Origin of the sequence: Streptacidiphilus pinicola, from assembly GCF_003258295.1 — a bacterium.
GTDB lineage: Bacteria > Actinomycetota > Actinomycetes > Streptomycetales > Streptomycetaceae > Streptacidiphilus > Streptacidiphilus pinicola.
Map to the genome: position 1 here is coordinate 12,282 of NZ_QKYN01000062.1, position 26,670 is coordinate 38,951.

General features: G+C 70.7%; 24 protein-coding genes and 1 rRNA gene. 18 read left to right on the forward strand and 7 right to left on the reverse strand.

Going from position 1 to position 26,670, the window contains the following annotated elements; all coding sequences use genetic code 11:
• Positions 1 to 18: 18 nt before the first annotated feature.
• From mshD to pstB, 8 genes are all read left to right on the forward strand, one after another.
• On the forward strand, positions 19 to 855 hold the full coding sequence (gene mshD / locus DN069_RS16165; RefSeq protein ID WP_111501700.1) for a mycothiol synthase: 837 nt from the start codon (positions 19 to 21) through the stop codon (positions 853 to 855).
• Between the two features lie 185 nt (positions 856 to 1,040).
• On the forward strand, positions 1,041 to 3,263 hold the full coding sequence (locus DN069_RS16170) for an RNA degradosome polyphosphate kinase (protein ID WP_243639306.1): 2,223 nt from the start codon (positions 1,041 to 1,043) through the stop codon (positions 3,261 to 3,263).
• 80 nt (positions 3,264 to 3,343) lie between these two features.
• Complete coding sequence (locus DN069_RS16175; protein WP_111501702.1) at positions 3,344 to 4,396, forward strand: CHAD domain-containing protein; 1,053 nt, start codon at positions 3,344 to 3,346, stop codon at positions 4,394 to 4,396.
• A 59-nt stretch (positions 4,397 to 4,455) separates the two neighbouring features.
• Positions 4,456 to 4,854, forward strand: coding sequence for an NUDIX hydrolase (locus DN069_RS16180; RefSeq protein ID WP_111501722.1), 399 nt, complete (start codon positions 4,456 to 4,458; stop codon positions 4,852 to 4,854).
• A 279-nt stretch (positions 4,855 to 5,133) separates the two neighbouring features.
• On the forward strand, positions 5,134 to 6,291 hold the full coding sequence (pstS, locus tag DN069_RS16185; protein WP_111501703.1) for a phosphate ABC transporter substrate-binding protein PstS: 1,158 nt from the start codon (positions 5,134 to 5,136) through the stop codon (positions 6,289 to 6,291).
• Between the two features lie 189 nt (positions 6,292 to 6,480).
• Positions 6,481 to 7,542 carry a phosphate ABC transporter permease subunit PstC gene (gene pstC, locus DN069_RS16190; protein WP_111501704.1) on the forward strand — a complete coding sequence of 354 codons (1,062 nt, stop codon included), beginning with the start codon at positions 6,481 to 6,483 and terminating at the stop codon, positions 7,540 to 7,542.
• Positions 7,542 to 8,609 carry a phosphate ABC transporter permease PstA gene (pstA, locus tag DN069_RS16195; protein WP_111501705.1) on the forward strand — a complete coding sequence of 356 codons (1,068 nt, stop codon included), beginning with the start codon at positions 7,542 to 7,544 and terminating at the stop codon, positions 8,607 to 8,609. Before pstC ends, pstA begins: the two co-directional genes overlap by 1 nt.
• 50 nt (positions 8,610 to 8,659) lie before the next feature.
• The gene (gene pstB, locus DN069_RS16200; RefSeq protein WP_111501706.1) at positions 8,660 to 9,436 is read left to right on the forward strand and encodes a phosphate ABC transporter ATP-binding protein PstB; all 777 of its coding nucleotides are present in this window, start codon (positions 8,660 to 8,662) and stop codon (positions 9,434 to 9,436) included.
• A gap of 145 nt (positions 9,437 to 9,581) precedes the next feature.
• Here pstB and DN069_RS16205 read toward each other — a convergent pair whose 3' ends face one another.
• Entirely contained in the window at positions 9,582 to 10,577 is a 996-nt protein-coding gene (locus tag DN069_RS16205) for an inorganic phosphate transporter (RefSeq protein WP_111501707.1), read from the reverse strand.
• A 7-nt stretch (positions 10,578 to 10,584) separates the two neighbouring features.
• Positions 10,585 to 11,205, reverse strand: coding sequence for a DUF47 domain-containing protein (locus DN069_RS16210; RefSeq protein ID WP_111501708.1), 621 nt, complete (start codon positions 11,203 to 11,205; stop codon positions 10,585 to 10,587).
• 207 nt (positions 11,206 to 11,412) lie between these two features.
• On the opposite strand from DN069_RS16210, the gene DN069_RS16215 reads away from it, so the two are divergent.
• Complete coding sequence (locus DN069_RS16215) at positions 11,413 to 11,766, forward strand: metal-sensitive transcriptional regulator (protein ID WP_111501709.1); 354 nt, start codon at positions 11,413 to 11,415, stop codon at positions 11,764 to 11,766.
• Positions 11,767 to 11,772: 6 nt separating this feature from the next.
• On the opposite strand, the gene DN069_RS16220 is transcribed toward DN069_RS16215, so the two are convergent.
• The gene (locus DN069_RS16220; RefSeq protein WP_111501710.1) at positions 11,773 to 11,973 is read right to left on the reverse strand and encodes a hypothetical protein; all 201 of its coding nucleotides are present in this window, start codon (positions 11,971 to 11,973) and stop codon (positions 11,773 to 11,775) included.
• A gap of 108 nt (positions 11,974 to 12,081) precedes the next feature.
• Positions 12,082 to 12,969: an SCO4651 family lipoprotein gene (locus DN069_RS16225; protein ID WP_111501711.1), complete on the reverse strand. Its 888-nt coding sequence runs from the start codon at positions 12,967 to 12,969 to the stop codon at positions 12,082 to 12,084.
• 124 nt (positions 12,970 to 13,093) lie between these two features.
• Between DN069_RS16225 and DN069_RS16230 the strand changes: the two genes are divergently transcribed.
• Positions 13,094 to 13,285: a hypothetical protein gene (locus tag DN069_RS16230; protein ID WP_111501712.1), complete on the forward strand. Its 192-nt coding sequence runs from the start codon at positions 13,094 to 13,096 to the stop codon at positions 13,283 to 13,285.
• 142 nt (positions 13,286 to 13,427) lie between these two features.
• Positions 13,428 to 15,035: an FAD-binding oxidoreductase gene (locus tag DN069_RS16235; RefSeq protein ID WP_111501713.1), complete on the forward strand. Its 1,608-nt coding sequence runs from the start codon at positions 13,428 to 13,430 to the stop codon at positions 15,033 to 15,035.
• Positions 15,036 to 15,071: 36 nt separating this feature from the next.
• On the opposite strand, the gene DN069_RS16240 is transcribed toward DN069_RS16235, so the two are convergent.
• Together DN069_RS16240 and DN069_RS16245 are read right to left on the reverse strand one after the other, a co-directional pair.
• Entirely contained in the window at positions 15,072 to 15,776 is a 705-nt protein-coding gene (locus tag DN069_RS16240) for a phosphatase PAP2 family protein (protein WP_165845518.1), read from the reverse strand.
• A 226-nt stretch (positions 15,777 to 16,002) separates the two neighbouring features.
• A complete protein-coding gene (locus DN069_RS16245) occupies positions 16,003 to 17,040 on the reverse strand; it encodes a C40 family peptidase (protein ID WP_111501715.1) in 1,038 nt (345 codons plus the stop codon).
• A gap of 278 nt (positions 17,041 to 17,318) precedes the next feature.
• Here DN069_RS16245 and DN069_RS16250 point away from each other — a divergent pair, with 278 nt between their 5' ends.
• The 7 genes from DN069_RS16250 (at position 17,319) to DN069_RS16280 (ending at position 26,409) form a co-directional block, all read left to right on the forward strand.
• Positions 17,319 to 17,627 carry a hypothetical protein gene (locus DN069_RS16250; RefSeq protein ID WP_042373303.1) on the forward strand — a complete coding sequence of 103 codons (309 nt, stop codon included), beginning with the start codon at positions 17,319 to 17,321 and terminating at the stop codon, positions 17,625 to 17,627.
• Between the two features lie 170 nt (positions 17,628 to 17,797).
• On the forward strand, positions 17,798 to 18,604 hold the full coding sequence (locus DN069_RS16255; protein ID WP_133259941.1) for a hypothetical protein: 807 nt from the start codon (positions 17,798 to 17,800) through the stop codon (positions 18,602 to 18,604).
• Positions 18,594 to 19,886 carry a hypothetical protein gene (locus tag DN069_RS16260; RefSeq protein ID WP_111501717.1) on the forward strand — a complete coding sequence of 431 codons (1,293 nt, stop codon included), beginning with the start codon at positions 18,594 to 18,596 and terminating at the stop codon, positions 19,884 to 19,886. Before DN069_RS16255 ends, DN069_RS16260 begins: the two co-directional genes overlap by 11 nt.
• On the forward strand, positions 19,883 to 21,421 hold the full coding sequence (locus tag DN069_RS16265) for an SCO6880 family protein (protein ID WP_111501718.1): 1,539 nt from the start codon (positions 19,883 to 19,885) through the stop codon (positions 21,419 to 21,421). The genes DN069_RS16260 and DN069_RS16265 overlap by 4 nt, the downstream gene beginning before the upstream one ends.
• Positions 21,422 to 21,457: 36 nt before the next feature.
• Entirely contained in the window at positions 21,458 to 22,813 is a 1,356-nt protein-coding gene (locus DN069_RS16270) for an ATP-binding protein (protein WP_111501719.1), read from the forward strand.
• Positions 22,814 to 23,055: 242 nt separating this feature from the next.
• Positions 23,056 to 25,155 carry a TraM recognition domain-containing protein gene (locus DN069_RS16275; RefSeq protein ID WP_111501720.1) on the forward strand — a complete coding sequence of 700 codons (2,100 nt, stop codon included), beginning with the start codon at positions 23,056 to 23,058 and terminating at the stop codon, positions 25,153 to 25,155.
• Between the two features lie 216 nt (positions 25,156 to 25,371).
• Positions 25,372 to 26,409 carry a DUF7847 domain-containing protein gene (locus DN069_RS16280; protein WP_111501721.1) on the forward strand — a complete coding sequence of 346 codons (1,038 nt, stop codon included), beginning with the start codon at positions 25,372 to 25,374 and terminating at the stop codon, positions 26,407 to 26,409.
• Between the two features lie 127 nt (positions 26,410 to 26,536).
• Here the strand turns inward: DN069_RS16280 and rrf are convergent.
• Positions 26,537 to 26,653, reverse strand: a 5S ribosomal RNA gene (gene rrf / locus DN069_RS16285).
• Between the last annotated feature and the right edge of the window lie 17 nt (positions 26,654 to 26,670).

Here is a 26,670-nt window from a genome sequence, read left to right on the forward strand (position 1 = left end):
AGCCCTAAGGTCGAACGTATGGACACTGCGGAGCGTGAGGAGATCGCCGCGCTGCTGACGCGCGCGGCGGAGGCGGACGGGCGGCAGGCCGTTTCGGAGCAGGGGAGGCTGGCCCTGCGCAGTGGGCGGGCGGATGTGAACCACCTGACCAGCAGGGACGAGCGCGGGGCGCTGCTGGGCTACGCCCAGATCGACGCGGAGTGGGGCGCGGAGCTGGTGATCGACCCCGCCCGGCGGCGGGAGGGGCACGGGCGGGCGCTGCTGCAGCGGACGCTGAACAGCGGTGCGCGCAGGCTGTGGGCCCATGGCGGGCACCCGGGGGCGACGCGCCTCGCGGAGGAGTTCGGCCTGGTTCTGGTGCGCGAACTGCGCCAACTGCGCAGGACCGCGCCCGCGCCCACCGTCCCGCCGCTGCCGGAGGGGATCACCGTCCGGACCTTCGAGCCGGGGCGGGACGAGGAGGCGTGGCTGAAGGTGAACGCCGCCGCCTTCGCCCACCACCCCGAGCAGGGGTCGTGGACCCGGCGCGACATCGAGGAGCGCGAAGCGGAGAGCTGGTTCGACCCGAACGGCTTCTTCCTCGCCGAGCGCGGGGGCGAGCTCGTCGGCTTCCACTGGACCAAGGTCGAGGGTGGGCTGGGCGAGGTCTACGTGGTCGGGGTGAGCCCGACCGAGCAGGGCAGCGGGCTGGGCAAGGTGCTGACCGCGATCGGACTACGCCATCTGGGTGACGACCGCGGGCTGCCGACCGTGATGCTCTACGTCGACGCCGATAACCCGGCCGCTCTGCGGGTATACGAAAAGGCGGGCTTCACGGTGCACGAGGTGGACCTGATGTTCGGCGTGCGTGACTGAGCCCCTGGAAGGGTCCACCGGCGTCAAGAGGCCTGCAGACGAAGCACAGGCGACCGCCTCAGCTTTCCTGCAGGCCACGCTGTATTTACCTTGAGTTCAAATGCCGTTGCAAAGATCACGAAATGCGATCCGTCCCGTCTCCGCGGCGGCGGGCGGATGACGCCGCGCAGGAGGAGCCACCGACCATGACCGCCCAGCCTGCCTCGTCACCCTTCCCCGCCAAGCCGAGCCTGTCCGCGAACCCGACGGGCTCCGCTCCCGGCAACGTGCTCGTTCCCGAGGACATGACCCTGCCCGACGGATTCGACGCCGAGGCGCTGCCGGAGAACCGCTTCCTGGACCGCGAGCGCAGCTGGCTCGCCTTCAACGAGCGGGTGCTCGAACTCGCCGAGGACCCGGAGACCCCGCTGCTGGAGCGGGCCAAGTTCCTGGCGATCTTCGCCAGCAACCTGGACGAGTTCTTCATGGTCCGCGTGGCCGGCCTCAAGCGTCGCATCGCGACCGGCGTCGCCCAGCGCAGCGCCAGCGGTCTGCAGCCGCGCGAGGTGCTCGACCTCATATGGACACGCTCCCGCGAGCTGATGGCCCGGCACGCCGCCTGCTTCCACCAGGACGTGCTGCCGGAGCTGTCCGCCGAGGGCATCGAGCTGGTGCGTTGGGGCGAGCTGAGCGACAAGGAGCAGGCGCGCCTGCTCGCGCTGTTCCGGCAGCAGATCTTCCCGGTGCTGACCCCGCTGGCGGTCGACCCGGCGCACCCGTTCCCGTACATCTCCGGGCTCTCGCTCAACCTGGCCGTCGTCGTGCGCAACCCCGTCAGCGGGCACAAGCACTTCGCCAGAGTGAAGGTGCCGCAGTCGCTGTCGCGGTTCCTGGAGGCCTCGCCCAACCGGTACGTCCCCCTCGAGGACGTCATGGGCGCGCACCTGGAGTACCTGTTCCCGGGCATGGAGGTGCTCGCCCACCACGCCTTCCGGGTCACCCGCAATGAGGACCTGGAGGTCGAGGAGGACGACACCGAGAACATCCTCAAGGCGCTCGAGAAGGAGCTGATGCGGCGCCGCTTCGGCCCGCCGGTGCGCCTGGAGGTCGAGGAGTCGATCGACCCGTACGTGCTGGACTTGCTGGTGCGCGAGCTCAACATCTCCGCCGCCGAGGTGTACCCGCTGCCCGGCCCGCTGGATCTGACCGGGCTGTTCGCGATCGCGGGCGCCGATCGGCCGGAGCTGAAGTACCGGCCGTTCGTGGCCGGCACGGCGCGCGGGCTCACGGACGTGGAGTCGGCCTCGCAGCCGGACATCTTCGCCGCCGTGCGCGAGCGGGACGTGCTGCTGCACCACCCGTACGACTCCTTCTCCACCTCGGTGCAGGCCTTCCTGGAGCAGGCCGCGGCCGACCCGCAGGTGCTGGCGATCAAGCAGACGCTGTACCGCACCTCCGGCGACTCGCCGATCGTGGACGCGCTGATCGACGCCGCCGAGGCGGGCAAGCAGGTGCTGGTCCTGGTCGAGATCAAGGCGCGCTTCGACGAGCAGGCCAACATCAAGTGGGCGCGCAAGCTGGAGGAGTCCGGCTGCCACGTCGTCTACGGCCTGATCGGTCTGAAGACGCACAGCAAGCTCTCCCTGGTGGTCCGCCAGGAGGGCGAGACGCTGCGCCGCTACGCGCACGTCGGCACCGGCAACTACCACCCGAAGACCGCCCGCCTCTACGAGGACATCGGCATCCTGACCGCCGACCCGCAGGTGGGCGCGGACCTGTCGGACCTGTTCAACCGGCTGTCCGGCTACTCGCGCCGCGAGGCCTACCGGCGCCTGCTGGTCGCGCCGCGCTCGCTGCGCAACGGCCTGGTCAAGCGGATCCACGACGAGATCGCGCACCACCGGGCCGGCCGCCCGGCGCGGATCCAGCTCAAGGTCAACTCGATCGTGGACGAGGCCGTCATCGACGCCTTGTACCGGGCCTCGATGGCGGGCGTGCCGGTGGACGTGTGGGTGCGCGGCATCTGCGCGATCCGGCCGGGCGTGCCGGGGCTGAGCGAGAACATCCGGGTCCGCTCGATCCTCGGACGCTTCCTGGAGCACTCGCGGATCTTCCTGTTCGCCAACGGCGGGGATCCGGAGGTCTGGATCGGCAGCGCCGACATGATGCACCGCAACCTCGACCGCCGGATCGAGGCGCTGCTGCACGTCACCGACCCGGGCCACCGCGCCGAGCTGCAGGGACTGCTCGAACTCGGCATGGCCGACGACACCTCGTCCTGGCACCTGGGTCCGGACGGCGTGTGGACCCGGCACGCGCACGACGCCGAGGGGCGACCACTGCGCAACGTCCAGGAACTGCTCATCGACTCCCGCCGCCGCTCCCGGCGCGGCGAGGACAGCTGGGGCGGCCATGCCGGTCCCAGCTGAGCGGGGCTCCGACTCCACTCCGACCTCCTTACCCACGCCCAGGCACGACCGGGCCGAGCAAAGCAACGGGGACTGACCGAATGACGACCGAGAACGAGACGCCCCTCGCCGGGGCCTCCTCGGCCGAGGGTCTGCTGGCCGCGCACCTCGCCGAACAGGCGGGACGCTTCCTGCGGAACCTGCCCGACGTCGACCTGGGGACGCTTCGCCGCGTCGACGGAACGCTGCACGGATTCGGCGCGCTGCTCGAACCGTTGTGGGCCGAGACCATGCGCGGTGACCTGGCCGCGCTCGTGGTCACCCTGGGCCAGGAGCGCGGCTACACCCGGCGCCTGGGCCGGCTGCTGGCCGCCGTGGACTCGCTGACCTGCACCGACGCGGGCGTGCCGACGCCGCGGACCGCCGCGGACCCTGCCCGGCCGGCCGACAGCCCGGTCGGCGGCCTGCTGGCGCACCACCCTGGGGCGCCCAAGGCGCGGGCGATGCTGGAGCGCCAGCTCACCCTGGCCCGTTCCCGCAGCCACACCGCGGCCCTGCAGGAGCTGGGCTCCTCCCGGTTCCACTCGCTCGCGGACCGGATGACGCTGCTCGTCTCGGATCTGCCGCTGCGCGATCCGGCCGGCAACAACCCGCCCGAGCAGCTGCTCTCCTACGCCGCCCGGACCGGCGAGGCGCTGGAGGCGACCGTCTCCCGGCTGCCGCTGCACCGCGCGGTGCAGCCGTACAACGGCGACGCCCTGCACCGGGTCCCGGTGCCGGCGGCGGAGGTCAACGCCATAGCCGCGCACGAGGACGCGGCCTGGACGCGGGCCGGTGCGGCCGTGCGCTACGCCCGTTACGCGCTGGAGGTGTGTCGCCCGCTGCTGGGCGACCGCACCGAGGAACCGCTCGCGGGGCTGGCCCAGCTGGCCGGCCAGCTGGAGCGGCAGCAGGAGGCCGCCGACGCGGCCGAGGCCGCGTCGCTCGCGGCGCGCACCCCGCGGATCACCCCGGCGACGGCGTACGTGCTCGGCGTGGTGCATGCTGATCAACGTCTGGAGGTGGAGGCCGCGCGTCACGCTTTCAGCGTGTCCTGGCCCGACTTCCACAGCTCCGGATGGCTCACCGACCCATGGCTCGCGCGATCGACCTGACCGACGGCACAGCGAAGACCGACGGCAAGCGAAAGAAAAAGGACCGGGCACCGCGCAGTATGGAGCTGATCAAGGCCGCGGGCGTCGTCCTGTGGCGCGAGGGGGCGGGCGGGCTCGAGCTGGCGCTCGTGCACCGGCCCAAGTACGACGACTGGAGCTTCCCGAAGGGCAAGCTGGAGCCGGGCGAGAAGCACCGGGAGGCCGCCCTGCGCGAGGCGCGCGAGGAGACCGGGCTGACGGTACTGCTGGGCCGTCGGCTGCCCACCCAGCACTATCTCGTCCGGGACCGGATCAAGCGGGTGCGCTACTGGTCCGCCACCGTGCTGACCGGGGTCTTCACGCCCAACCGCGAGGTCGACTCGCTGCGCTGGCTTCCTGTCGCCGAGGTGCGCGCCCGGCTGAGCTACGAGCACGACCGCGCCCTGGTGGACGCGCTGCTGGAGCTGCTCGGGCGCTGAACCGCACGAGCTGCGAGACTGGTGGGACGTATGCGGCGCGGCTCCACGCACGGCGGGCTCGTGCTCTGACCGTGCCCTTGCCGTGCCGAAACCGTTACTACCGGTCTGCGTATCCCGGTGTCCGACACAGGTTCACTTTCCGTTCATTTGCGCAGGCCGAACGCTTCATCTGCCCTGCCTAACTTCGGTGACATCGGGGCCGACCGGCCTCCTGCCTCGCATGACGAACCGCCACCCACCCTCCTCCCCGCGGTGGCGGTCCCAGGAAAGGGACACCAAGTGAAGCTCCAGCGCAACGGCCGCACCAAGGCCCTCGCCATCGGCGCCCTTGCGGTCGTCAGCTCGCTGACGCTCGCGGCGTGCGGCTCCGACAACAACAGCAACACCAACTCCAGCAGCAGCCCGGCCGCCGGCGGTTCCTCCGCCGCCGCCGCCAGCATCGCCTGCAACGGCGCCTCGGGTCAGCTGCTGGGCGCGGGCTCCACCGCGCAGCAGAACGCCATGACCCAGTGGGTCAAGGACTTCCAGGCCGCCTGCTCCGGCGTGACCATCAACTACCAGGGCACCGGCTCCGGCGCGGGCATCACCTCCTTCCAGTCCGGCAAGGTGGCCTTCGCGGGCTCCGACGCCGCCATGAAGGCCGCCGACGTCGCCAAGACCCAGGGCACCGCCTGCAAGAACGGCGGCAAGGGCATCAACATCCCGATGATCGGTGGCCCGATCGCCATCGGTTACAACCTGCCCGGCGTGCAGAACCTGGTGCTCGACGCCCCGACCCTGGCGCAGATCTTCACCGGCAAGATCGCCAAGTGGGACGACGCGGCCATCAAGAAGCTGAACCCGTCGGCCAACCTGCCCAGCCTGCCGATCCAGACCTTCCACCGTTCGGACGGCTCCGGCACCACCGCCAACTTCACCGGCTACCTGGCCGCCGCCGCCCCGTCCGACTACACCGAGCAGCCGAACAAGCTGTGGCAGGCCAAGGGCGGCCAGGCGGCTGCCGGTTCCGCGGGCCTCGCGGCGCAGGTCAAGCAGGTCCAGGGCGCGATCTCCTACTTCGAGCTCTCCTACGCCACGCAGCAGAGCATCACCACGGCGCAGATCTCCACCGGCGCCTCCGCCCCGGTCGCCGTCTCCACCGACGCCGCCTCGAAGGCCGTGGGCGACGCCAAGGTCGTCGGCACCGCCCCCGACCTGGCGCTGGACCTGAAGTCGGCGTACACCACCAAGGCGGACGGCGCGTACCCGATCGTCCTGGTGACGTACGAGATCGCCTGTGACAAGGGCAACGACGCCACGTCCCTGAAGACCCTGAAGTCCTTCCTGACCTACATCTCCAGCACCCCGGGTCAGAACTCGGTCACCAGCCTCGGCTACTTCCCGCTGCCGGCCAGCCTGCAGGCCCAGGTCAAGACCACGATCGACTCCCTGTCCTAAGGCCTCGCTCCTTCGGGAGCGAGCCTGACGACGAGGGCAGGGGGGCCGGCGTCCGACGCCGGCCCCTCCTGCCTGGGACCGCACCGCCCCCGCATGTCACGACATCGAGCCTCGAACGCTCCCTCACGTCCGGTGCACCGCCGCCAGACGCAGCCCCACCAGGGACCGCGTCACCTGACCGGAGATCTCATGGAAACCCCACGCGACACAAGCGCTCCCCCCGGCGACCAGCAGCCCCCGCAGGGCGCCCACACCGCCACCCCGAACCTCGCCGGCTCCTCGCCGCAGCGGGGCCGTTCGTCGTTGTCGGACTCCAGCAGGACGGGCCGACGCGGCGATGCGATCTTCAAGTTCGCATCCAGCGGCAGCGGCGTGCTGCTCCTGGTGATCATGGCCGCCATCGCGGCCTTCCTCACCGTCCGTGCGATCAGCGCGATCAGCGCCAACCACGGCAACTTCCTGACCACGGCCGAGTGGCAGACCCAGACCGACCCGATCACCTTCGGCATCGCGGCCATCGCGCTCGGCACGATCATCAGCGCCGTCGTCGCCATGGCGCTCGCCGTGCCGGTCGCGCTCGGCATCGCGCTGTTCATCTCGCACTACGCGCCGCGCCGCATCGCCCAGGCCCTCGGCTACGTCGTCGACCTGCTGGCCGCGGTCCCCTCGATCGTCTTCGGTCTGTGGGGCGCGCTGTTCCTGGTGCCGCACATGATCGGCGTCAACGCCTGGCTGAACCAGTACTTCAGCTGGACCTACGTCTTCCACCAGAACGAGCCCGGCACTCAGCCGCGCAGCCTCTTCACGGTGGGAGTGGTGCTGGCGATCATGATCCTGCCGATCATCACCGCGGTGACCCGCGAGATCTTCCTCCAGGTGCCCCGTGCCCACGAGGAGGCCGCGCTCGCTCTCGGCGCGACCCGCTGGGAGATGATCCGCACCGCGGTGATCCCCTTCGGCCGCTCCGGCATCATCTCCGCCTCGATGCTCGGCCTCGGGCGCGCGCTCGGCGAGACCATGGCCGTCGCGACGGTGCTCTCGCCGTCCTATGTGATCAACTTCCACATCCTGGACCCCGCGGGCTCGACCATCGCGCAGAACATCGCCTCGCAGTTCGGCGAGTCCCAGGGCACCGGCCGTGACGCGCTCATCGCCGCAGGCCTGGTCCTGTTCGTGATCACCCTGCTCGTCAACGGCGGCGCCCGCCTGATCATCGCCCGCCGCAAGGAATACTCGGGAGCTGACGCCTGATGAGCAGCCTCGCCACCTCGTCCCGCCCGCTCGGCTCCTCCCTGACGGAGCGGCGCCTGCCGCGCTGGATGCCGGCCGCCAACCTGGTCCTGGCCGTGCTCCTCGGCCTCGCCATCGGCGCCGGCTTCGACCTCAGCAGCAAGCTGCAGTGGGGTCTGATCGCCGCGATCCTCTTCGTGGTCATCCAGTACGTCACCTCGGCCGTCGTCGAGGGCCGCCGCCACGCCAAGAACTACCTGGCCACCAGCCTCGTCTGGGTCGCCTTCCTGCTGGCCCTGCTGCCGCTGATCTCCGTGCTGTGGATGACCATCAGCAAGGGCATCGGCGTCATCAACGCCAACTTCCTGACGCACTCCATGAACGGAATTGCGATCAACCAGGACGGCGGCGGCCTCTACCACGCTCTGATCGGCACCCTGGAGCAGGTCGCCCTGGCGTCCCTGTTCGCCGCGCCGGTCGGCATCCTGACCGCCGTCTACCTGGTCGAGTACGGCCGGGGCAACAAGCTCTCCAAGGCGGTCAGCTTCTTCGTCGACGTGATGACCGGTGTCCCGTCCATCGTGGCCGGTCTGTTCATCCTTTCCTTCTGGATCATCATCCTCAACATGCCGTTCACCGGCTTCGCAGGAGCGCTCGCGCTGGCGATCCTGATGCTGCCGGTGGTCGTGCGCTCCACCGAGGAGATGCTGAAGCTCGTCCCGAACGAGCTCCGCGAGGCCTCCCTGGCCCTCGGCGTGCCGAAGTGGCTCACCATCACCCGGGTCGTGCTGCCGACTGCCCTCGGCGGCATCGTCACCGGCGTGATGCTGGCCATCGCCCGCATCGTCGGCGAGACCGCGCCGATCCTGATGCTGGTCTTCGGCGCCGACACGATCAACATGAACCCCTTCAGCAACCCGCAGTCCTCGCTCCCGCTGTACGTGTGGACCGAATACGGCAAGGGGACGGACCAGTCCCAGGCCCGGGCCTGGGGTGGCGCGTTGGTCCTGATCGCGGTGGTCATGATCCTCAACCTGGTCGCCCGCGGACTCGCCCGCTGGAAGGCCCCCAAGGGCGCCACGCGCTGACGTGCGCATCCCGGTATCCAGAAGACTTTGAAGGAAAGCGAAAGAACATCATGGCCAAGCGCATCGACGTCAGCGGACTCAACGCGTACTACGGCGGCTTCCGGGCCGTGGAGGACATCTCCATGGTCGTCGAGCCCCGCTCGGTGACGGCCTTCATCGGCCCCTCCGGGTGTGGCAAGTCCACCTTCCTGCGGACCCTGAACCGCATGCACGAGGTGATCCCCGGCGCCCGCGTCGAGGGCAAGGTGCTCCTCGACGACGAGAACCTCTACGGCGCGAACATCGACCCGGTCGCGGTGCGCCGCACCGTCGGCATGGTCTTCCAGCGGCCGAACCCGTTCCCGACCATGTCCATCAAGGAGAACGTCGCCGCCGGCCTCAAGCTGAACGGCGTCCGCAACAAGAAGCTCATCGACGAGGCCGTCGAGCGCTCGCTGCGCGGGGCGAACCTGTGGAACGAGGTCAAGGACCGCCTGGACAAGCCGGGTGCCGGCCTCTCCGGCGGTCAGCAGCAGCGTCTCTGCATCGCCCGCGCGATCGCGGTCGAGCCCCAGGTGCTGCTGATGGACGAGCCCTGCTCGGCGCTGGACCCGATCTCCACCCTCGCGATCGAGGACCTGATCGGCCAGCTCAAGGAGCAGTTCACGATCGTCATCGTGACCCACAACATGCAGCAGGCCGCGCGTGTCAGCGACCGGACGGCGTTCTTCAACCTGTCCGGCGTCGGCCAGCCGGGTCGCCTGATCGAGATCGACTCGACCGAGAAGATCTTCTCCAACCCGTCGGTCCAGGCCACCGAGGACTACATCTCCGGCCGCTTCGGCTGAGCCTCCCCAGAACCCCTCCGCGGCGCTACTAGGCGGTGCCGCCGCGGAGGCCAACGAACGAAGGGTCCGACGCTCCTCTCGGGAGCGTCGGACCCTTCGCTTTCGCACAGACCTCAGGTGGCACCACACCAGGGGGCGCGGAGAACTAGCCGACGATCGCCCAGCTGAGCCAGAAGACGAGGGCGGCGACCACCCCGGCCGCGGGGAGGGTGATGAACCAGCCGAGGACGATGTCCTTGGCGACGCCCCAGCGGACGGCGCGGATGCGCTTCGTCGCGCCGACGCCCATGATGGCCGAGGTGATGACGTGGGTCGTGGAGACCGGGACCTTGTAGGCGTAGGACGTCACGTAGAGCACCAGCGCCGAGACGGACTCGGACGCGAAGCCCTGCGGCGGGTCCAGTTCGATGATGCGGCGCCCCAGCGTCCGCATGATGCGCCAGCCGCCCGCCCAGGTGCCGAGCGCCATCACAATGGCCGTGGAGATCTTGACCCAGACCGGGATGTCGTGGCCGGAGTAGTGACCGGAGATGGTCAGCGCCATCACCACGATGCCCATGGTCTTCTGCGTGTCCTGCAGGCCGTGTCCGAGGGCCATCGCCGCCGCGGAGACCGTCTGGGCCATCCGGAAGCCGCGCTTGGCGCGGTGCGGGTTGGCGTGACGGAAGATCCACATGACGGCCAGCATCAGGCAGAAGCCCAGGACCAGGCCGGCCACCGGCGAGGTCAGCATCGGGATGATGACCTTGTCCAGCAGGCCGTTCCAGTAGACCGTCGTGCCGCCGGCCAGCGCCGCACCCACCATGCCGCCGAACAGCGCGTGCGTGGAGGAGGACGGGAGGCCGAAGTACCAGGTGACCAGGTTCCAGGCGATCGCGCCGACCAGCGCAGACCAGAGGATGACCATCCCGTGGCCGCCGCTGGGGGTGGCGATGATGCCCTTGCTCACGGTCTGCGCGACGCCCTCACCGAGGAACGCGCCGAGCAGGTTCATCACGGCCGCCATCAACAGCGCGGCCTTGGGGGTCAGCGCCCGGGTCGAGACGGAGGTCGCGATCGCGTTCGCGGAGTCGTGGAAGCCGTTGGTGTACGCGAAGCCGAAGGCGACAGCGACGACCAGGACCAGTCCGAAAGTGTCCACTGGCGGTTCAGGACTCCTTGACGGCGATGGTCTCCACCGTGTTCGCCACATGCTCGAACGCGTCGGCGGCCTCTTCGAGGACGTCGACGATCTGCTTCAGCTTCAGCACCTCGATGGCCTCGTACTCGCCGCTGAACAGCCGCGCGAGCAGCTTGCGGTGGATCTGGTCGGCCTGGTTCTCCAGCCGGTTGACCTCGATCCAGTACTCGGTCAGGTTGTCCATCGTCCGCAGGTTCGGCATCGCCGCCGCAGTCAGCTCCGCGGCGCGGGCCAGCACCTCGATCTGCTGCTCGACGCCCTTCGGCAGGGACTCCACCTCGTAGAGGACCGTCAGGTCGACGGCCTCCTCCATGAAGTCCATGATGTCGTCGAGCGAGGAGGCCAGCGCGTAGATGTCCTCCCGGTCGAACGGCGTGATGAAGGACGAGTTCAGCTGGTGAAAGATCGCATGGGTGAACTCGTCGCCCGCGTGCTCGGCGGCGCGCATCCGGTCGGCGATCTCCGCCCGCGCGGCGACGTCTGCGCCGAGCAGTTCCAGCAGGAGCTTCGAGCCAGTGACGAGGTTGCTCGCCGAGGAGGCGAACAAGTCATAGAAGCTCGTCTCCCGAGGGGTCAGACGAATACGCACAAAAGTCTCCGAAGAACAGGGGCGGACGTAGCGATGCTAGGCGCTGCGTCCGCGCTTTGCGCACACCGGGGTGCAACGCCCACGTCGGAGCAACGGAAATCATCCTTGCGCACGCACTGGCACATCGGTCACCTGCAAGTGCCGACCACGCTGATATTCGATATCCACCCGTGACCGGATCGAGCCCCGGCCACCTACCATGGGGGCATGGACGCCCTGGAGGCCCTGGCCGCCGACGAGACCCAGCCCACCGAGACGCACGACTCAGCGCACAGCGGACCGCACGGGTACAGCGCACGCAAGGACGACCACGTCAAGCGGCTGCGCCGGATCGAGGGCCAGATCCGCGGCCTGCAGCGGATGGTCGAGAACGACACCTACTGCATCGACATCCTCACCCAGGTCTCGGCCAGCACGAAGGCGCTGCAGTCCTTCGCGCTGAGCCTGCTGGAGGAGCACCTGCGGCACTGCGTCGCCGACGCGATGGAGAAGGGCGGCGCCGAGGCCGAGGAGAAGGTGGCCGAGGCCACCGCCGCGATCTCCCGCCTGCTGCGTTCCTGAGCCTGGTCAGACTCCCAGGGTCGGCGGCGGGTCCTCGTCGCTGACGCGCTGCTGCGGGACCCGCGGCATCTTCGGGTCCCGCTCGACGCGCAGAATGGTGTCGATCCGCTCCTCGGTGAGCCGTTCGCCGGGGGTCGCGGCGGCCGCGATGATCAGATCGCTGTACATCTCGATCTCCGCCAGGGCGACAAGGTCGTCCGCAGCCACGCGTGCCACCTCCTCACCTCACCGCCGACGGGCAGTCAACTCCTTACAGAGTAGGCACCACGCGCCGGGCGTGCATGGCACGTCTGGGCCATTTTGCGGGGGAGACCGCTACTTGTTGCCGGCGGCCGCGCTCGGACCGACCACGTCCGCGTCGGAGGGCAGCGAGACCTGCACCGGGGTGCCGAAGCCGGAGAAGACGCTGGTGGAGGTGACCACGACCTGGTCCTTGGCCGCCGTCGAACCGGGGACGTTGGAGAAGGTGAAGACCTCGACGACCTTGTTGATGCGACCGTGCTCGTCCAGCCACACGTCGTAGGGCACCTTCTTGACGGTGAAGGTGCGCGAGGCGAGCGCCAGCCCCTCGCTGGAGGGACCGCCGGTGGCCTTGGCCGCGTCGGCCAGATCGAGGGTGCCCTTGTAGTGCTTGAGCACCACGCCGCCCACGGTGGCCGAATCGACGAGCTGCGCGGTCTGCGCGCCGCGCAGCGCCTCCGCCGCGCCGGCCGGATCGGTCGCGCCGCTGCTCACCAGGTTGCCGTCGCCGAGCTGCTGCACCTGCAGCTTGACCCACTTGCCCGCGGGCACCTTGGCGCCGCTGTTCTGCAGGTAGACCAGACCGGGGCTGACGACCTCGACCAGCTTGCCCGCGGGCGTCGAGCCTCCGGCGGGGACGGTGACCTCGAGCCGCCCCAGGTGCGAGGAGTACTCGTACACACCCGCGCCGTGCAGGGTCATCTGCTTCTTGCCGGCGACGGTGTGCAGGGTGGTGACGTCCTGGATCGAGCCGTTGTGGCCGGTGATGTCGGCGGCGGCGCGCACGGCCGACAGCGGATCGGCGGCGAGGTGGTCGTCCGCCGGGTTCACCTTGACGGTCTGGGCGTCGTTGCTCGCGGTGGTCTGCCCCGACGAGGAGCAGGCGGCCATGCCGAGCACGGCGGCGACCGAGGTGGCGGTGGCTGCGGCGTGGAGAGCGGCGCGGCGGTACGGGCGAGACATACGGGTCCTCCTGGGCACGGCGTGCGCGGCGTGGCGTGCGCGCAGTGCCCAACGAGCTGTCCGGTGCGTGGTTACGGCCGTCCGGCCCAACGGAACTCTCAGCCTTCCGGGTTACCGTGGATCCGTGACCCACGACGCGCGTCCGGCGATCCCCCATCAGCGGCACGATGGAACGCCGGAGCACATCACGTCCGTGACCGAGAAGGGCGCGTTCGCCGTGGCGCACTGCAGCTGCGGCTGGCACTCCCCCGCTCGCCGCTCCCGCGACCGGGCCCGACGCGACGCCGAGGAACACCACACCGCGTCGGCGACCTGAGGTCCGTCCGTAGTCCGTCCGAGGTCTCCGGGGTCCGTCCGACGGGGGCGGGTCGTCCAGCCACCGAGACATCTGCAACCCTGTCGGGGGAACGCACGTCTACTCCCGCGTAACCATCAATTCGGGCGGTAGAAGGATCAGCATGGGCGACCAGGGAACCACGCGACGGAACCTGCTGCTCACGGGCGGCGCGCTCGCCGCCGGGGTGGGGCTGTCCGCCTGCGGGGCGAAGACCCGGTCCGCCGCCGCGGCCACCCCCAGCAGTCGCGGGGGCGCCGGCGCCTCGTCGAGCACCGGCCAGACCGTCGCCAGCAGCACCCCGGACTGGTCCGCGCTGGCACACCGGCTCTCCGGCAAGCTGATCCGTCCCGGCCAGGCCGACTTCGGCGAGGCCGCCGAGCTGTTCCAGCCGCGCTTCGACTCCGTCAGACCCGCCGCCGTCGCCTACGTCGCCGACGCGAAGGACGTCGCCGCCTGCCTGGCCTTCGCCCGCAGCACCGGCGTCCCGATCGTGCCGCGTAACGGCGGGCACAGCTACGCCGGCTGGTCCAGCGTCAACAACGGCCTGGTCATCGACGTGGGCCGGCTCAACTCCGTGCAGGGCGGCAGTGGCGGCACCGCAAGCATCGGCGCGGGCGCGCGGCTGATCGACGTCTACACCGGACTGGCCGCGTCCGGCCGGACCATCCCGGCCGGCTCCTGCCCGAGTGTCGGCGTCAGCGGCCTCACCCTCGGCGGCGGCGTCGGCGTGACGGGCCGGGCCAACGGCCTGACCTGCGACAACCTCGTCGGCGCGGAGATCGTCACCGCGGACGGGCAGATCCGCGAGGTCAGCGCCCGCCAGGACGCCGACCTCTTCTGGGCGCTGCGCGGCGCCGGCGGCGGCAACTTCGGCGTGGTCACCCGTCTCGACTTCCGCACCCACCCGGCCGACGACTGCGCCTACGGCTTCCTGTCCTGGCCCTGGTCCCGCGCCGCCGCGGCGATCGAGGCCTGGCAGCGGTGGGCGCCCACCGCGCCGGACAACCTCTGGGCCAACCTGCACATCAGCGCGTCCTGGGACGGCAGCCTGAAGGTCGAGTCGACCGTCAACCTGCTCGGCGGCTCCCGCACCGAACTGGCCAACCTGATCGACCGGCTGGCCGTGCGCCCGTCGAGCGTCTCGCTGCACAGCGCCTCGTACCTGACGACGATGCAGGTCATGGGCGGCGTCGCGGGCCAGTCCGCCGGGGCCTCCCACGTGCACGGCGTCCTGCCCGGCCACAGCCCCGCGGGGACCGTGGTCCGCTCCTCCTACGGGGCGCGCTCCGACGTCTTCACCCAGCCGCTGACCGGCGCGGGCGCGGCGGCGGTCGTCGCCGCGGTCGCCCGCTACCGCAGCTACGCCCCCAAGGGCGGCCGCGCGGCCGTCGCCTTCGACGCCCTCGGCGGTGCGATCAACCGCGTCGGCGCGCGGGACACCGCGTTCGTCCACCGCAGCGGGCTCTTCCTCGCGCAGTACACCGCGGACTACCCGGCCGGCGTCACCGGCGGCACGGCGGCGAACCACAGCTGGTCCTGGATCAACGGCACGTGGGACGCGATGCGCCCCTACGCGAGCGGCGAGGCCTACCAGAACTACATCGACCCCCAGCTGCGCGGCTGGGAGCAGGCCTACTACGGCGTCAACGCCGCCCGCCTGCGCAGCGTGAAGCGCAGCTACGACCCGAAGGGCCTGTTCCGCTTCCCGCAGGGCATCCCCTTGGGCTGACGGACCGCCGGACCGCCACGCTCATATGGGCGGAGCTCAGGCGGCCAGGTCCTGCGACGGCTCCTCGGGCGTCTCCGGCTGCAGCGGCGCCCCCGGCGTGCGGCCGCGGGTGCCGCGGGAACGCGGGGCGCTGACCGCCGGGGCGAGGGCCGTGCGGGTCAGCGCGTGGGTGAACGGGGTGAGCACCGCCATCGCCACCGGGGCGAGCAGCAGCACCGTGGCGGTACCGAGCGCGTACCCGCCGAGGACGTCGGTCGGGTAGTGCACGCCCATGAAGACCCGCAGGAAGCCCTCGAAGAAGGCGAGCGCGATCCCGACCAGCCCGAGACGCCGGTTGACCAGCATCAGCCCGACGGCCAGCGCCATGGTGAAGGTCGCGTGGTCGCTGGCGAAGGACCCGTTCGCCTGATGGCTCATCAACAGGTCGAGCTGGCCCGGGTGGGCGACGAAGGGCCGGGGGCGTTCCACCATCGCCCGCACCGGCACGTTGAGCAGCAGGGCCAGTCCGGCCGCGAGGCCCGCCCAGAGCACCCCCGCGACGGCGACCGGCGCGCTCTTCTCACGGCGGGCACGGGCCCACGCGGCGAGAAGCAGCAGCACGGATCCGAGGGGAACGCCGTACTCGCCCAGGAAGGCCAGCGCGGTGTCCACGGCGTGCGGGAGGCTCGTCGCCAGGCCGTTGACCGCCGACACCACCGACCAGTCGAGGCCTCCACCGCCGTCCGCCAGCAGCGTGACCACCCCGTACACCTCCGCGCCTCGTCAGCCCACAGCTATAGAGCAACCCCCGTTGCGTCGTTGCACCAAGGTCAAGTGTGCTCGCCTGACAGCGGGCACAACGGAGCGAATGCCCCAAAGCGTTCCGATCACCCAGGAAGTTATCGGAAAGTTGTGCTTCGCTCACGCCAGGCACACAACCGACACGGGAACACCATCAGTCCCTGGTGGCAGTCTCTGGTGGTCGGCGTCAGTGTCCGTTCGCGATGGTGCCGTTGGACTGGACCGCCGGCAGCGCGGCAGCGCCGTCCGTGGTGACCCGGGTCGCGCCGAAGTAGTCGCCCTCGGAGTCGATCGAGTCGTAGCGGATCACCGCGCCCGTGTGCGGGGCGTTGATCATGTAGCCGCCGCCGACGTAGATCCCGACGTGGTGGATCTGCGAAGGATCGTGCGGGTCGTGCGAGAAGAAGACCAGGTCGCCGGGCTGCAGCTGATCCCGGCTCGGGTGCGGTCCGGCGTACCACTGGTCCGCGGCGACGCGCGGAAGCTTGATCCCGACACTGGCGTACGCGGCCTGGGTGAGGCCGCTGCAGTCGAAGCGGTAGCCCTGGGAGGCCAGGCCCTCGCCACCCCACAGATAGGGGGTGCCGAGCTTGCTCTGCGCGTAGTAGATCGCGCCCGCCGCCTGCGAGGAGAACGCCACGGTCGTCGCGGCGGTGAAGGACTGCGCCAGCTTCTTGATGTTCTCGACGTAGTGCTGCGTCTCCGCGATGTTCGGCACCCCACCCGCGCTGATCACCGCGTACGGGCCGGCGTTGTACGCGGCCAGCATGTTCGCGGTGTGGTCACCCGGCACGCTCGCGGTGTCCTTGGCCAGCTGGCAGTCGTAGGAGGCGGCGGAGGGGATCGCGTCGGCCGGGTCCCACACGCTGGGCGTGTGGGTGTGGGTGGGGTCGATCCCGTAGATCTTCCACGTGCCCGGCATGAACTGCGCTATCCCCTGCGCGCCGACCGGGCTGACCGCGCCCGGCGAGAAGCCGCTCTCCTGGTACAGCTGGGCCGCCAGCAGAGGCGGCGTCAGTTCCGGGCAGAGCGTCCCCCACTGCTCGATCAGGCTCGTGTACGCCGCGGGCACCGTCCCAGGCGCCAGCGAGACCGCGCCCTGCGCGGCCGCCTGGTTGAGGTTCCCCGCCGTGATCATCACGGCCATCACGAAGGATCCGAACAGCCCCATCAGCCCGACCGCGACCCCGCCGCCGAGCAGCGCGGTCCTGCGCCGAACCGCCATTCGGGGCCTCCTCCTTCGCGGGGTTACGGGATGTCACCCATCAGTGTCGGTATGAGCGTTGCGTAAGACAATCACCGGCGACACAGACGGTAGACGGTAGGGTCGATCGAGCGACGTCAAACACGGGATCGGGCCCATCGTGGCAGTTGTGACGAGGGCCTCGGCAGGGAACCTCTTAGAAGTGGCCAAGTCGACATCGGATCTGGCCAAGAATAGGACTGGGCCCTTCGCCACGGCCGGGTGTCGGGCTTTGAATGATGATCAGGTGGGTGGTTGCTGTGTATCTCAGTGCTGGCAAGGGTGACATCAACACCATCATCGGCGGCATCGCGCCCAACTGGGGCCCGTTCGCCAACCTGGGCAACCAGGCCCGGACGATGGTGGAGGTCGTGATGGCGGTGGCCATCCTCGGCTGTCTGGCGATCGCGATCTGGGGCGCGGCCAAGCAGCGGATCGGCGCCACGGCGCTGCGTGACACGTTCAGCGCGGAACAGGGCAAAGGGCTGATCATCGCCGGACTGACCGGCGTGTTCATCATCGGTTCGCTGGGGACGCTCTTCACCATTGTGTATGGGATGGCGATCTGATGAACGATCTGATTCGTCGTCTGCGTCCTGTCTAGCCCGAAATGACTAGTCCGGTTCGGTGAATCCCCGCCCACGGGCCACCGTCCGGGTGACAGAGTTGACGCACGCCCCTCCGGGGCGCGCGCCTGCTTGCCCGCCTGCCCGCCCACCCTCGTCCCAAGGGGGCTGCCGTGTCCGTCTCCGACGACCAGCCGCACACGCGTACCCGCCTCCCGGCGGGCGAGCAGCCTGTGGGGCCGCAGGCCCCTGGCTTTCGCAGGCTGCGGCTGCTGGGCGGGGTGTTCGTCGTCGTCTTCCTCCTCGTCGTCGCGGTCGCGGTCATCAACCGCACCAGCGGCACGCCGGCCGCGTCGACCGGCCCCAAATCCAACGACGCCGGCCCCCCCGCGTCCACTGCGCCCACCACCCCGACGGGCACCGACCCGGTCACCACCACCTCCAACGGCATCGGGGTCCACTACCCCCACACCCCCGAAGGCGCGCAGAGCGCTGCGGCCAACTACTCGGTCGCCCTGGGCTCCAGCGACATGTACGCGACCCAGCCGCGCCACGCGATCGTGTCGACCGTCGCCGACCCTGCGGCGATCACCCAGCTGAACAACCGCTTCGACGCGTCCTACGACGCCGAGGCCAACCAGTTGGGCCTGACGAACGGCAAGGCACCTGCCGGGCTTACCTTCGTGTCCCGGACTGTTCCGGTCGGCACGAAGACGGACAGCTTCACTGCTGATGCGGCGACGATCGAGGTGTGGAACACCTCCGTTGGCGGCTTGGCAGGACAGGGCTCCAAGCGGCCGATCACCGAGTACTGGTACACGCTGACCCTCAAGCTCAACTGGTCCGGCGGCGACTGGAAGGTCGCCGACTTCTCGCAGGTGGACGGGCCGACTCCCATCAGCGGCGCCCAGACCGCGTCCAGCTACGGCGATATGGAGAACGCCGTCAACCAGTTCGGAGGGTTCCGCTATGCCCGTTGACCTCCGGAGGGTTCTCCCGGTCTCGACCGCCATCGCAGGCTTGCAAGTACTCCTCCTCGCGGGGGCGGCGGTTGCTGCGCCCGGTCCTGCCACGTCTCCGTCAGCAAGTCCCTCTGCGACGGGCTCGTGCAATGGGCTCTTCGGTCTCGCGAAGCAGATGTGCGAGCAGGGAAAGAACAGCACCACCTCGCCGATTCCCCCGTCCCTCGACCCCGTGCAGTCGCTGGCCGACAGCTGTGCAAAAGCCGCCGCCTGGATCGTCCGCAAGCTCTCCGACGGGATCGACGGCACCACCAACGTCGACTTCACCAACTCCGCGTTCCTGAAGCAGTACGCGATCGTCTTCGCCGCCGCGACCTTCCTGACGCTGCTGCTGTGGCTGCTCGCCGTCATCAAGCGCGCCGCGCGGGGCGTGCCGTTGCCCACCGCGTTCGGGGAGGCCGTCGGGCTCCTGTGGTTGACCGTGCTGGCCAGTGCCTTCACGCCGCTGATCCTGTACACCGTCGTCAGTGCCACCGACGGCATCACCGAGGGCATCGCCGCCGGGACGAAGACGGACACGGCCACCTACCTCGGGACCTTCGCCGACACGCTCACCTCGGGGAAGATCGGCGGCGGGCCGATCATTCTCGTGCTGGTGAGCCTGATCGCCATCGTCGCCGCCGCAGTCGTCTGGCTGGAGATGTTCGTGCGAGCGGCGATGCTCTACGTCGGGGCGCTGCTCGGGACGGTCGTGTACGCCGGCATGGTCGACAAGCAGCTGTGGAAGCACGTGCGCCGCTGGGCCGGGCTGATGGTCTCGGTGATCCTGATCAAGCCCGTCATCGTGATAGTGCTCGGCCTCGCCGGGGCCGTCGCCTCGTCCGCGGGAGCGAACGACGCGTTCGCGACCGTGACCTCGGGCGTGGCGATCCTGGTGCTGTCCATCTTCGCCAGCTCCGTGATCTACCGCTTCGTGCCCGGCTTCGGCGACGACATGGTCGCCATGCGCCGCGCCCGCGCCCAAGCGGTCAGCGCCGGGCGCGCCGTCGTCAACGGGCCCGCGAACTTCATGAAGCAGGGCATCAGCACCCACGCCAGCCGCGACGGCGAGAGCTCCGGCGGAAGCGGAGCGGGCGGCGGCAACGGCAGCGGCGCAGCCGCGGGCATCGCCGCGCACTCCACCCGGACCGCACCCGCCGCGCCCGCCGCCGCACCGCCGGCGCAGGGCGGCAGCCCGGACGCGTCCCGTAGCACCCGTACCGCCAGCACGTTCGCCAAGGGAGGCGGAAGCCAGCCGTGACCACCCCACCCGTCGGGCAGTACCGGCGCACCTACCTCATCGGCAAGGCCAAGCCGAACGCGGTGATCGGGCGGAACCGCGAGGGCGGCGAGGTCTTCCTGATCATCTTCTGCGCCTTCCTCGGCATGATGTGGGGGATCCTGGTCCCGATCCTCCCCATCCGGCTGCTCGGCCTGATCGGGTTCCCGCTCATCGGTTTCGCCGTCGTCTACCTGCCCTACCGCAAGCGGACGTTCTACAAGTGGGCGGAGATCAACCGCAGCTACAAGCGGATCGCCCGCTCCCCCGCCGGCGGCTACCGCTCCTCCGCGATGGAGGCCGGCACCCGGCTCTCCGGCGACGAGGTCGAGGTCGGCCCCCCGCCCGGCATCGGCCGGATCCGCTGGCTCGCCGCGCCCTTCGGCCCCGACGAGGTCGCCGTCCTGCTCCACCTCGACCGCCGCACCGTCACCGCCGCCATCGAGATCGAGGGCCCCGGCGTCGGCCTGCGGGACAGCGAGGACCAGGAAGCCCTGGTGGAACGGTTCGGCACGCTGCTGCGCCACGTCGCCAACGGCGACGGCTTCGTGACGCGCCTGCAGATGCTGGCCCGCACCCTCCCCGCCGACCCGGACGCGCACGCCAAGGACGTCGCCCGCCGCGGCGACGAGGATTCGCCGGAGTGGCTCAAGGACTCCTACGACCAGCTGCAGGCGATGGTCTCCACCTCCTCCGAGCAGCACCGCGCCTACCTGGTCGCCTGCATGCACTACACCCGGGAGCTCGCCGCCGAGGCGCAGGCCATGGGCCGCACCGCGCACGGCCGCGCCCGCGGCGACGAGGGCCTGGCCGCCGTCATGGCCCGCGAGCTCACCGACATCTGCGCCCGCCTCGCCGAGGCCGACATCCGGGTCCGCCAGCCGCTCGGCCAGGCCCGCCTCGCCTCGCTGCTGCACTCCATGTACGACCCGGACCACCAGATCGACCACATCCAGGCCATGTCCCGACGCAACGCCTGGCCCGCCGAGCTGGACGCGACCAACCCCAACTACCTGCAGGCCAAGACTCGCGAGTCGGTCACCCGCGAGCCCTGGTGCCACGCGACCGCCTGGGTCAAGGAGTGGCCGCTGACGCCGGTCGGCGTCAACTTCCTCGCACCACTGCTGGTGCACACCCCCGACGTGATCCGTACCGTCGCCGTCACCATGGACCTCGAGCCCACCGACGTCGCCATCGAGCGGATGCTGACGGAGAAGACCAACGACGACGCCGAGGCCAGCCGCGCCGCCAAGATGAACCGCACCGTCGACCCGCGCGACCTCGCCCACAGCGGCCGCGTCGACCAGCGCGGCGAGGACCTCGCCTCCGGCGCGGCCGGGGTGAACCTGGTCGGCTACATCACCGTCAGTTCGCGCTCCCCCGAAGCGCTGGCGCGCGACAAGCGCACCATTCGCGCCTCTGCCGGCAAGAGCTATCTCAAGCTGGAATGGTGCGACCGGGAACACCACCGCGCCTTCGTCAACACCCTCCCCTTCGCCACCGGCATCCGCCGCTGACCCCCGCCAGATCGCCCGAACCACAGGAGGCCGGCCATGGCACCACCGCTCGGAGGCTTGACCGAGGGGTTCACCAGCTTTCTCTTCGGCAAGATCGAGACGACCCGGCTCCCGGTGCGCACCTCCACCGGCCAGGCCCAGGCCGTCTACCTGCCGACGGCGGCGCCGGGCCTGGGCGACTCGGGCGTCATCATCGGCCGCGAGGTCTACAGCGGCAAGGGCTACGTCTACGACCCGTTCCAGCTCTACGGCCAGCAGCTGCCCGCCCCGCACTGGCTGGTGCTGGGCGAGTCCGGCAACGGCAAGTCCGCGCTGGAGAAGACCTACGTGCTGCGGCAGCTGCGCTTCCGCGACCGGCAGGTCGTCGTGCTCGACGCCCAGGGCGAGGACGGCGTCGGCGAGTGGAACCTGATCGCGCGGGCGCTCGGAATAACGCCCATCCGGCTCGACCCGATGGCCGCGCTCGAGGGCGGCGTCAAGCTCAACCCGCTCGACCCGGCCATCACCCAGACCGGCCAGCTGGCGCTGCTGCGCACCATCATCGAGGTCGCGATGGGCCGCGCCTTGGAGGAGCGCGCCGGCTTCGCGCTCAAGGCCGCCCACGCGCACGTCATCGCGACGGTGACGGAGCGCCAGCCCGTCCTCGGCGACATCATCGACTCGCTGCGCTCCCCCAACACCGACTCGATCGACGCGCTCGGCGTCTCGCTGGAGGACATCCAGACCTGGGGCCTCGACGTCGCCCTGGTGCTGGACCGCCTCGTCGACGGTGACCTGCGCGGCATGTTCGACGGGCCGACCACCAACGGCATCGACCTCGACGCGCCGCTGATCGTCTTCGACCTCTCGCACATCGACCGCAACTCGATCGCCATGCCGATCCTGATGGCGATCGTCGGCGTCTGGCTGGAGCACACCTGGATCCGCCCCGACCGGAGGAAGCGCATCTTCCTGGTCGAGGAGGCCTGGCACATCATCAACTCACCGTTCGTCGCACAGCTGTTCCAGCGGCTGCTGAAGTTCGGCCGCCGGCTCGGCCTCTCCTTCGTCGCGGTCGTCCACCACCTCTCCGACGTGGTCGATGGCGCTGCGGCCAAGGAGGCTTCCGCCATCCTGAAGATGGCCTCCACCAGGACCATCTACATGCAGAAGGCCGACGAGGCACGCGCGACCGGGCGGGTGCTGGGCCTGCCACGCTGGGCCGTCGAGATCATCCCGACGCTGTCGCCGGGCATCGCCGTCTGGGACGTGAACGGAAACGTGCAGGTGGTGAAGCACATCATCACCGAGCAGGAGCGGCCGCTCGTCTTCACCGACCGCGCCATGACGGAGGAGGCCATCGCCGAGCGCACGCGCGCCTCCCAGCAACTCGCGGACGACCCGGCGGCCTGATGTCCTCGTACCCCTCACCCGCCCTGCCGGGACATCCGGGCCCGGTCTGGCGCTCCCGCCCGCTGTGGCGCTCGCGCGAGCCGCGTCCGAGCAGTTCGGGCCCTTCCAGCCCTTCGAGCCCTTCGGGCCGTCCGGCGCGACCGCCGCGTCAGGTGCGGCCGGGGCAGGTGGGGCGGCAGTCCCCACCGTCGCAACCCTGGCAGCAGCCGGATGCGCGAGGGCCCGCGGGGCCGTCCGGACCGGTGGGGCAGCCGCCGCGCCGCCCGGAGCGGGGCATCCCCGACGGCCTGATCATCGGGGTGCTCGCCCTGCTGCTCGGCACCACCGCGCTGTTCTGGACCGCGACCGAGCTCGGCGCGCTCGTCAGCCACGGCGGCTTCCCGCACCCGCTGCCCTTCCTCTCGACGGCGGGGGCGATCCGTCACCTGGCCACCGCGCCCAACGACCTCGCGGGTGCCTGGCCCGGCACGCCGGCCCACGCCCTGCCGTCGGCGGCGGCGTTCTGGCTCACCTTCTTCGCGCTGTTTGCCCTGGTCCTGTTCCTGCTCCTGTCCGCCGCCACCGCACGTGCGAAGCGTCGCGCCGCCCACGAGGCGCGGGCGGCGGCCCCGGCCGGGGTGGATGCGGCCACCGGCCCGCCCGGCCAGCGGCGCGGGCCCTGGGAGACGTCCGCGCACCACAGCACGGCCCAGGACGTACCGGCCGGTCCCGCCTCCCCGACCATCCCGCACCCGAGCGTCCCCGGTGGCGGTCCCGACGCCGCCGGGATGGCCTGGCTGCCCGCCGGCGGTGCCACGGACGCGGGCACGCAGTGGGCCGACGACGGGTCGCCGGCCCTGGGCCGCCCGGCAGCGCAGCGTCTCGGCATGCCCTCCGTCGCCGACCCGGACATCTGGTTCCCCGACACCCACGCCGCACCGCCCGTCGAACCCGCCGAACCCGCCGGTCCGGACGCTGAGGGCGCCGGGGGCGCCGAGGGCGGTGCCGGCGCTCTCGCGGCGTCAGGCGTGGCCCTGCCACGGCCCGGTGGCTCGACGGCGGCCGGGTGGTCCGCGCGTGCCGAGGCGGCCGGCACGTCCGACAGTCCGACGGAGCTGCGGTTCGCGCTGCCCGCCACCGGCACGATGTGCGTGTTCGCGCCCGAGGCCGGAGCCACGGCCCGGCACGCGCTGATGAGCGCCGTCGTCGCCGAGGCGGGGGGCGGCCCGCTCGTCGTCGTCACCGCGGATCCGGAGCTGTGGGAGACCCGCCCGCCCCACCGTCGCGCCGTGCGCTTCGACCCGCAGCAGCTCACCGACGAGGATCCCGAGGCGCCGCGAGCCCGCTGGGCCCCGCACACCGGCTGCGCGGAACCGACCGTCGCCACCGCCCGGGCCCGCGCCCTGCTGCTGCCCACCGTCCGACCCGTCGCCGACGCGGAAGAGCTGGCCGTCCGCACGCTGGCCGAGACGCTCCTGCGCTGCTGGCTGCGCGCGGCCGCCCTGGATGGCCGTCCCTTCCGCCATGTCGCCCGCTGGGCAGGCGGCGGCTCGGCCGGCATCGGCCGGTCCGGCGGCGGTTCCGCGTCCGGACGTCAGGAGGCCGTCGCGCTGCTCCAGTCCGCCGCGACGGCCGTGGACGTCGCGGCCGGGGAGGAGGCCTGGGCCGGTCAGCTCCAGTCCGCCCTGCTCCAGTCCGCCGCACCGCTGGACGCCGCGTTCAGGCGGGTCCGCGCCGCGCTCGCCGCATCCGCCGAGTTGCACGTGCTGGCCGCCTGCACTCCCGAGTCCCCGGCGACCGCCCTCGACCCGGCAGCACTGGTGCAGGACGGCGCCGCGGGCAGCCTCTACCTCCTCGGCCGCTCCGGCGACGGCCGCCTGCGCGAACCGGCGGGCGGTTCCGCCCCCGCTGTCCACAGCGCCATGCCGCTGCTGTCCGCACTTGTGGACGACGTGGTCCAGCGCGCCTGGCAGACGACCGCGCAGACGCCCCGGCAGGCAGGCGATCCGACGCCCCTGCTCGTCCTCGACGACATCGCCGCGGTCGCGCCTTTCCCGACATTGCCGCAGCTCATGGCCGATGGCGGCGCTCACGGGCTGCGCGCGGTGGCGCTTCTGCGCTCCCCCGAGCAGGCCCGCGCCCGCTGGGGCGAGCGCTCTGTCCACAGCCTGTGGACAAACGCCGACCACCGCGCCATCCTCGGCCCCCTCGCGCCCACACCGCTCGCCGCGCTCCTGGCCTCCCTGGGCGCCGCGGAGCACAGCGTCCAGGCGGGGCTGGAGCCGGACGAACTGCTGGTGCTGGCGGGACGTCAGCACACGGCGATGCCGCAACGTTTCCGCATCGGCCAGGCACGGGGCTGAACCCGGCCCCTGCCCAGCCACCTCCCCCTGCCGTACGCTCGGTGGTCCTGACCACGACGACGAAGGACCGCAAGAGAGATGAGCAGCAACGGGGGCTGGTGGCAGCCACCCACTCCGCCGGGCCAACCGGGCGGACCACCGCCGTACGGGCCACCGCCCGGCGGCCCATGGGGCCCGAACGGCCCCCTCGGACCCAGCCCGTGGGGCCACATCCCGATGGCCCCGAAGCCTGGCGTCATACCACTGCGGCCACTCAGTGTCGGTGAGATCGTCAACGCGATCTTCACGACCATCCGCTACAACTTCCTCGCGGTCTACGGCCCCCCGCTGATCATCGGCGGCGGCTTCCTGGCCGTCCTCGCCGTCTTCGGCGCGGCCGAGTGGACGCCGATGCACTCCTTCTGGGTCGACGCCCAGAACAACGCGCACATCGACGGCTGGAAGCCGAGCAACTCCGAGATCACCAACACCGCTTTCGCCTTCGGCGGCCTCCTCCTGCTGATCATGCTGGCCTACGAGGCCGTCTACATCAGCGCGAGCCTCAGCAGCGTCGCCACGCTGCGCCACGCGGTCGTCGGCCGGCGCATCCGCTTCCGCCAGAGCGCCACCGAGATCAAGCCGCACTTCTGGCGCCTGGTCGGTGCGACCCTGCTCATGCAGCTGATCTGCCTGGCCCCCATGGTCGTCGGCATCGCGATTCTCCTGCTGCTGGCCTTCGCGACGGACAGCGCGGGTCTCATCGGTCTGTTGGCCTTTCTGATCGTCCTGGCCTCGGGTGTCTGGGGCATGTACGCCCAGATCCGCCTGGTGCCGCTCAGCGCCACCGTCGTGCTGGAGGGCAAGAGCCCGATCGAGGCGATCAAGCGCGCCTGGCGGCTCAACGAGGGCGCCTGGTGGCGCTCGCTCGGCGTCACGCTGCTCATCGGCCTCATCGGCTCGCTGATCCAGTACGGCGTGAACCAGGTCATCAGCGTCTTCTACGCCGGCGCGATCGGCTTCGGCGGCAGCACGATCCCGACCGACCCGAGCAGCCCGACCTACACGCGGGACCTGCTGGTCGCCGAGCTCGTCATGATCGCCGTCCTGCTCCCCATCACCATCCTCGTCACCCTGCTGACGCTCCCGCTGACCACGCTCGGACAGGGTCTGCTGTACATCGACCGCCGCATCCGTCGCGAGAGCCTCGACATCCAGCTCGCCGAGGAGGCCGGCATCCCCTTCGCTGGCGCTGCTCCTCCCACGGATCTCGTCTGACAACGCAGGGAGGGGCTGGAGGACGTGAGAACGTCCTCCAGCCCCTCCCTCTTGTTGTTCCCGGTGTTGTTCCTGGAACGCAGAAGAGCCCCCTGACCGGTGGTCAGGGGGCTCTTCTTCAAAAGTTGTTCGGCGGCGTCCTACTCTCCCACAGGGTCCCCCCTGCAGTACCATCGGCGCTGTAAGGCTTAGCTTCCGGGTTCGGAATGTAACCGGGCGTTTCCCTCACGCTATGACCACCGAAACACGATGAGATTCATG

Excerpts from the sequence above, each read along its gene's own strand:
- DN069_RS16245 (WP_111501715.1), bottom strand. The coding sequence starts at position 17,040 with ATGGCGGTTCGGCGCAGGACCGCGCTGCTCGGCGGCGGGGTCGCGGTC.
- pstC (WP_111501704.1), top strand. The coding sequence starts at position 6,481 with ATGGAAACCCCACGCGACACAAGCGCTCCCCCCGGCGACCAGCAGCCC.
- DN069_RS16225 (WP_111501711.1), bottom strand. The coding sequence starts at position 12,969 with ATGTCTCGCCCGTACCGCCGCGCCGCTCTCCACGCCGCAGCCACCGCC.
- mshD (WP_111501700.1), top strand. The coding sequence starts at position 19 with ATGGACACTGCGGAGCGTGAGGAGATCGCCGCGCTGCTGACGCGCGCG.
- DN069_RS16215 (WP_111501709.1), top strand. The coding sequence starts at position 11,413 with ATGGACGCCCTGGAGGCCCTGGCCGCCGACGAGACCCAGCCCACCGAG.
- pstA (WP_111501705.1), top strand. The coding sequence starts at position 7,542 with ATGAGCAGCCTCGCCACCTCGTCCCGCCCGCTCGGCTCCTCCCTGACG.
- DN069_RS16170 (WP_243639306.1), top strand. The coding sequence starts at position 1,041 with ATGACCGCCCAGCCTGCCTCGTCACCCTTCCCCGCCAAGCCGAGCCTG.
- DN069_RS16235 (WP_111501713.1), top strand. The coding sequence starts at position 13,428 with ATGGGCGACCAGGGAACCACGCGACGGAACCTGCTGCTCACGGGCGGC.
- DN069_RS16175 (WP_111501702.1), top strand. The coding sequence starts at position 3,344 with ATGACGACCGAGAACGAGACGCCCCTCGCCGGGGCCTCCTCGGCCGAG.
- DN069_RS16180 (WP_111501722.1), top strand. The coding sequence starts at position 4,456 with ATGGAGCTGATCAAGGCCGCGGGCGTCGTCCTGTGGCGCGAGGGGGCG.
- DN069_RS16280 (WP_111501721.1), top strand. The coding sequence starts at position 25,372 with ATGGCCCCGAAGCCTGGCGTCATACCACTGCGGCCACTCAGTGTCGGT.
- DN069_RS16260 (WP_111501717.1), top strand. The coding sequence starts at position 18,594 with ATGCCCGTTGACCTCCGGAGGGTTCTCCCGGTCTCGACCGCCATCGCA.
- pstB (WP_111501706.1), top strand. The coding sequence starts at position 8,660 with ATGGCCAAGCGCATCGACGTCAGCGGACTCAACGCGTACTACGGCGGC.
- DN069_RS16270 (WP_111501719.1), top strand. The coding sequence starts at position 21,458 with ATGGCACCACCGCTCGGAGGCTTGACCGAGGGGTTCACCAGCTTTCTC.